At 62.1% G+C, this 6,108-nt stretch carries 5 protein-coding genes and 1 tRNA gene; 1 reads left to right on the forward strand and 5 read right to left on the reverse strand.

Going from position 1 to position 6,108, the window contains the following annotated elements; genetic code table 11:
* Positions 1-106: 106 nt before the first annotated feature.
* Positions 107-949, reverse strand: coding sequence for an ABC transporter substrate-binding protein (locus NKI99_RS33215; protein ID WP_023814285.1), 843 nt, complete (start codon positions 947-949; stop codon positions 107-109).
* Between the two features lie 215 nt (positions 950-1,164).
* Here NKI99_RS33215 and NKI99_RS33220 point away from each other — a divergent pair, with 215 nt between their 5' ends.
* Positions 1,165-2,244 carry a LacI family DNA-binding transcriptional regulator gene (locus tag NKI99_RS33220; protein WP_352613668.1) on the forward strand — a complete coding sequence of 360 codons (1,080 nt, stop codon included), beginning with the start codon at positions 1,165-1,167 and terminating at the stop codon, positions 2,242-2,244.
* 343 nt (positions 2,245-2,587) lie between these two features.
* Here NKI99_RS33220 and NKI99_RS33225 read toward each other — a convergent pair.
* The 4 genes from NKI99_RS33225 to tuf all read right to left on the reverse strand — a co-directional run.
* Positions 2,588-2,663, reverse strand: a tRNA-Trp gene (locus NKI99_RS33225).
* Positions 2,664-2,801: 138 nt separating this feature from the next.
* Positions 2,802-3,284, reverse strand: coding sequence for a group II truncated hemoglobin (locus NKI99_RS33230; RefSeq protein WP_023814283.1), 483 nt, complete (start codon positions 3,282-3,284; stop codon positions 2,802-2,804).
* 101 nt (positions 3,285-3,385) lie between these two features.
* Positions 3,386-5,041 carry a COG3904 family protein gene (locus tag NKI99_RS33235; protein ID WP_023814282.1) on the reverse strand — a complete coding sequence of 552 codons (1,656 nt, stop codon included), beginning with the start codon at positions 5,039-5,041 and terminating at the stop codon, positions 3,386-3,388.
* A 156-nt stretch (positions 5,042-5,197) separates the two neighbouring features.
* On the reverse strand, positions 5,198-6,108 hold a 911-nt coding region (tuf, locus tag NKI99_RS33240), incomplete at its 5' end, for an elongation factor Tu (RefSeq protein WP_352613667.1).

Genomic DNA, 6,108 nt, shown 5'->3' on the forward strand with positions numbered 1-6,108 from the left:
CCCTGGACTTCCGCCCCCTGTGCGTGGGGGCCCCCCCTCCGCCCCCACCCCACCCGCGGGGGGGGGGGGGCCGCCCCCCGCCCAACCCCCGCCCCCCCGGGTGCGGTTACTTCTTGGGGAGGTATTGATCGGGCATCGGCGAGCCTGGGAACCACTTCTCATAAAGCGTCTTCCAGGTGCCGTCCTGCATGGCCGCATGCAGGGCGGTGTTCAGCGCATCGCGAAGCTTGTCGTTGCCCTTGCGCAAGACGAAGCCTGCCGGCGCGTCGAAGGACGGGATGTTAACCGCGATCTTCAAGTCCGGATAACGAACGCCATAGTCCTTGGCTGCCTCGTAATCGAGGAAATGAGCGTCGACCGTGCCATTGTTGAGCGCCGAGACGGCCGAATTGTTGTCAGGAAATTTGACGAGATCCGTCCCGACAAAATTCTTCGCCGCATAGATTTCCTGCAGCGTACCCTGCACGACGCCAAGACGCTTGCCCTTGAGCCCGTCGGCCGACGTGATCGCCTTGTCTGACGTAAGCACGGAGAGATAGCCTGCAAGATACCCGTCGGAAAAGTCGACGGTCTTCTTACGCGCTTCCGTCGTGCCGATTGCCGCGACCGCGACATCGAAGCGCTCGTTGGCAACCGAAGGCATCAGCGCCGAGAATTCCTGACCGGTGAAGATCACCTGGTCCGGCTTGAAGCCAAGGCGGCTCGCGACGTTGCGGAACAATTCGATGTCGAACCCGGTGAATGTGCCGTCCGCCTGGGTGAAAGCGTAGGGCTTGGCATCACCCATGGTACCAACGCTGATGACTTTCGCATCAATAAGACCATAGGGATTGTCATCCGCGGCGGCTGCTCCGGAAACAAAACCCGCGCCGATGCACACAGCCATAAGAGCCATTGCGCCGGCCCGGACCGGTGACATCAACGACTTGAGAATTCCTATCCTGCTCATGTCTTCTCTCCACTCTGAAGGTCTGTTCTTCTTGGTATTGACGTCGAGCCGGCAATCCCACGCTTGACATCGCCCGCCGCCGCGACCGCGGCATGCGCCTCTCGGCCCGCAATCTTCTAAAAGAGACCGGTCTCTTATTGATTGAGACCGGTCTCTTTGATAATCGTTATCGCCAGATTGACCTTCCGTCAACAACTCTTGTAGTCGTTCATCCAATGAAAAGAACCGCACCCAAGACCCAGTCGATAACGGTCAGCGATGTCGCCCGAGTGGCCAATGTGTCCAAAGCGACGGCCGCGCGTGTGCTCGGCGGATACGGTGTCGTCAGCGACACGATCCGCGCCAATGTCATGGCCGCCGCCAAGGCCCTTGACTACCGTCCGAACGAACTGGCCCGAAGCATGACGACCGGCAGGTCCGGCATCATCGGCGTGGTGGTCGGAGACATCGAAAACCCGTTCTTCAGCCTGGCGGTGCGTGGAATCAGCGACGCGGCAAGGGCGGCTGGCTTCAACGTCATCTTGGCCAACTCCGGCGAGCGGATCGACGCGGAAAGGGCAGCTGTGCGGCTGTTGATCGGCAAGCGCGTCGACGGACTGATCGTCACGCCGTCGGAATCGCGTGACATCTCACACCTGCGCGACATCCACCGTTCAGGCCGGCCGCTTGCCCTGCTTGACCGGGCGCTGCCTGATCTCGATGTCGACACGGTTACGGTTGACGATCGAGACATCGCCATGCGGGCGACCCGTATCCTTGTCGACGCCGGCCACAGCAAAATCGCCTATGTGACCGCGGTTGACGCCGAAGGCAATGAGTATCGCGACCTAGGACAAATCTACACCTCATCGGTCCGTGAGCGCATCGACGGCTTTCTCAAGGTGTGCCGGGACGCCAGAATTGATCGACCGGAACGTCATATTCGCCTTGGCGCGACAAGCCCCGACGAGACGCGAAAGCTCGCCGACAAACTGCTGTCGGGGCCAGATCGACCGACCGCAATCCTTGCCTCCGACAGTCTCATAGCCCTGGAGATCTTCAAGGTCATGCGCCAGCGCGGGCTGCGCATTCCACAAGACATCTCGCTCATCACTTTCCATGACGCGGACTGGACGAGCGTCACGACCCCGCCCATCACCGTCGTCGACCAGCCCGTCTATGCGCTGGGCAAAAGCGTCGCGGAACTGCTCATCCGCCGCTTGAAGGGCGAAGCACGGCCAGCTGAAAGGCTCATTCTGCCGACCACAATCATCGAACGCGGATCCGTTGGTCCGCCTGCTGCCTACAAGCTGTAGATTCTCAAAGCCGAGCGGTCCAAAGCATAGCATGGAAGCCTATGCCCGAGCGTCGGATGGTTTGTATTCTGCGCCCGCATCCTTCGGACCAAAGGAGCAAATCTCGACTCGAGCCAAGCCAGCTTCCTTGGTGCCAACCCGCCAATTTTTACCTTTGTGGAACCTCGAGCAGCGCCAAACCAGGCTGTCGTTACGGTGAAGTTGCCCACCAGAATCGTGTGATTTTACGCCACCGTCGGACGCTGCCCGCGGACGTGCATGTCCGTGCAATAGATGTGCAGCAGTCGTTTTGGCTTCTCAACCGAGTAGCGCTATTTCTAAGTGCCTGATTTCCCTTTGGAAATGGCACGGGCAGCAGGGCTCGAACCTACGACCTGCGGTTTTGGAGACCGCCGCTCTACCAACTGAGCTATGCCCGTACGTGCGCATGTCGGCGCAGCAGGCGCTTCCTAAAAGCTTCCGCACGCTCTGTAAAGGGTGGTTTGCAAGCAAACGTACCTTCACCCCCCCTGCGCCAGAAATCGGGACAGCTGACGACCAGCTCGTTCGGCGAGAGGTTACTTTGTTTTCAGCGGCCGATAGGGTCCGCCCGGCACGCCCCAGCCCCAGGCCGGCATCGGTTCCGTCTCGGGATCGCACGTCTCGCCGAGATTGGAGTTCATCTTGGCCAGACGCGATCCCCATTCGACATAGCCCATGAAGGCCGAACGGAATTCCGGATCGTCAGGCAGGCCGACCGCGTCGGCTGCATCGGCCAGGAGGCTAATCCAGCGGCGGCGCTGCTCCTCGCTCAGATGCTTGCCCAGATGGTGCATGACCATCTCGCGGTGGCCACCGAACTGCTCGCTGTAGGTTTTTGACCCGCCGAAAACCTCGCCGATGAAGGCCGCGACATGGGCGGGATGATCCGGCGACATGGTCTTGAACACCGGCCCGACGATCGGGTCCTGCGCCACCTTGTCGTAGAAAGTCTGGGTCAGCCGGTTCAGGGCCTCGCCGCCGCCGGCCCATTCGTAGAGGGTCGGGATATCCTGGCTCATTCTCGATCCTCCGCCTGCCTGGCGCCGCCAGCAGCGACGATAGCGGAACAATCGGAAGTGTCTCAACCTGCCTCGATGGCCAGTTCCGGCTTCGCCGCGGTCTACAATTTGGCCGGCGCGTCAGCCTCGGCATTGGCGGAGGGCCGGATCCGGCAATTCTCGGGTCTTGGCACCGCCTCGCAAATGGTGGCGCCGGTCAGCGCGTCGACCGATTGCAGGCTCGTCGTCAGTCCGACCTTCAGCATCATGCCGGGTTCCAGCCGGCGCTCGACCGAGCGACGCTCGATCGCCGCGAACAGGGCGGGAGCGATCGCCATCTCGTCGAGATAGGCCTTGACCATCTGCTTTTGCCCCATCAGGTAGAGGCTAAGTCGCGCCTGGGGACCGACAAGCCGCTTGATGCCGCCGGCAAGCATCAGCGCGCAGGCCGAATCGCACTCCACGCCCGCATCGATGCTCAGCCCGGCATAGGCGCCCTCTTTGGCCAGGCAATTCCACGCTCCCGGGTCACAGCCGACGAAATCGGTGCGGCCAACCGCGACGTCGAGCTTCCTTTCATGGATAAGCCGTCCCGCCGCCAGGGCGCTGAACAGGTCGCCTCCCCTCGAACTGACCACGACAGGCAGTTGCCGTTTGCCGAGCGTGGCGAGCAATTGGCGCAGCTTCTGCGGGGTCTGGGGAGTGATCGCGCCTTCCGCCGAGATCCATTCCGGGCAGTCTGGATTGCAGAGCGGATTGGTGCCGCGAACGACGACGAAGCGCATGTCTTCATCGCGCCGCTCTTCATCGTGTCGCGCCGGCTCGGGTTCGATCGCCGGCGGAGCAGGCTTGGCCGCGGTCGCCGTCAGGCCATCAGGCTTGTCCCCCGGCATTTCCCGGCAATTCGTGGCCAGGCGGCCGGGCTCGCACAGGCTTGCCGCGGTCAACAGGCCTACAGCGTCCGTGCTGGTGACCAGCTTCATCGCCAGCATGTCGTCGAGGGCGATCTGGTGAATTTCGCTGGCCGGCGTGCCCTTCATCGTTTCGAGCATGCCTTGTTCGATGCCCATCTGGTTGAGATAGGCCGCCAGCTTTTTCTCCACCGACTTGCTCATCTCGTAGGTCTTGTAGCTGCCGGCGTTCTTGCGGCTGACGATCTTTGTGTTGAGGATCTTCTTCTTGCCCCCCACGATGCGGTAGGTGGTGCGGTATTGCAATTTCGTGCGGATGTAGGTCGTGGTGATCTGATGGACGCCGAGATAGGCCCATTCGCCGGCCACCCGCCTGATACCGCCGGCAAACATCAGAGGACAGGCGGAATTGCACATGGCGCCATAGTCGATGACATCGCCGAAGTAGCGGGCGTCACGGTCCTGGCATCCCTTCGCACCGGGCTGGCAGCTGGAAAACACCGTCTTGCCGATGGCGATATCGAGCTTGTTCTTGCGGATCAGCCGGCCAAGCGTCAGCGCCGCCTCGACATTGCCGCCGGGAGAATCCACGACAACAGGCAGTTTCCGCCCGCCAAGCGTCTTCAGCATGCGTTTGAAGAGTGCCGGCGTGCCGGCTTCTATGGAGCCCTCGGCCGATATCCATTCCGGGCAGATCGGCTCGCACCCCGGTGCGTTGCTGCGGACAATGCCGAACCGCATCGTCGGCCCAAGATCCGGCGCCGCATCCGCCGCAAAGGCTACCGGGCCCGCGGCAAGCAATGCCAGCAGGCAGATCAAGGCCAGCGACCACAATGCCCGACAACGGTGAAGGCGCCCTGAAACCATTCTGCAAAAAAGCCCCTTGATGCAACCTATACTAGACGAGGTCCAAGGGCTTGCAACAGGGTCGAGCGACAGGGCGGTAGCCGATAGCCCGGCAAACAAAAAAGGGCGGCCCGAAGACCGCCCTTTTCTTGTCGATCCGGCAAATGCCGGGCTCGATTATTCCTTGATGGTGACGACGATGCCGGCACCGACGGTGCGGCCGCCTTCACGGATAGCGAAGCGCAGCTTCTCTTCCATGGCGATCGGCACGATCAGCTCGACATCGACCGTGATGTTGTCGCCCGGCATCACCATCTCGGTGCCTTCCGGCAGCGACACGATGCCGGTCACGTCCGTCGTGCGGAAGTAGAACTGCGGACGGTAGTTGGTGAAGAACGGCGTGTGACGGCCACCTTCGTCCTTGGTCAGGATGTAGGCTTCGGCCACGAACTTCTTGTGCGGCTTCACCGTGCCCGGCTTGGCCAGAACCTGACCGCGCTCGACACCTTCACGATCAACGCCGCGCAGCAGCGCGCCGATGTTGTCGCCAGCCTGGCCCTGATCGAGCAGCTTGCGGAACATCTCGACGCCCGTGCAGGTCGTCTTGGTCGTCGGACGGATGCCGATGATCTCCAGCTCCTCGCCGACCTTGACAATGCCGCGCTCGACGCGGCCGGTCACGACCGTGCCGCGGCCAGAGATCGAGAACACGTCTTCGATCGGCATCAGGAACGGCTTGTCGAGCGGACGAACCGGCGTCGGGATGTAGGCATCGACCGCAGCCATCAGCTCGCGGATCGCGTCTTCACCGATCTTCTTGTCGCTGTCTTCCAGAGCAGCCAGCGCCGAACCCTTGACGATCGGAATGTCGTCGCCGGGGAACTCGTTCTTGGTCAAAAGCTCGCGAACCTCGAGCTCGACCAGTTCGAGCAGCTCGGCGTCGTCGACCTGGTCGACCTTGTTCAGGAACACCACGATCGACGGCACGCCGACCTGACGGGCCAGCAGGATGTGCTCGCGGGTCTGCGGCATCGGGCCGTCGGCGGCCGACACGACCAGGATCGCGCCGTCCATCTGCGCGGCACCGG

This window comes from Mesorhizobium sp. M0239 (assembly GCF_040321815.1).
Lineage (GTDB): Bacteria > Pseudomonadota > Alphaproteobacteria > Rhizobiales > Rhizobiaceae > Mesorhizobium.

Coding starts and splice junctions, on each gene's coding strand:
- NKI99_RS33215 (WP_023814285.1), bottom strand. CDS start 949: ATGAGCAGGATAGGAATTCTCAAGTCGTTGATGTCACCGGTCCGGGCC.
- NKI99_RS33220 (WP_352613668.1), top strand. CDS start 1,165: ATGAAAAGAACCGCACCCAAGACCCAGTCGATAACGGTCAGCGATGTC.
- NKI99_RS33235 (WP_023814282.1), bottom strand. CDS start 5,041: ATGGTTTCAGGGCGCCTTCACCGTTGTCGGGCATTGTGGTCGCTGGCC.
- NKI99_RS33230 (WP_023814283.1), bottom strand. CDS start 3,284: ATGAGCCAGGATATCCCGACCCTCTACGAATGGGCCGGCGGCGGCGAG.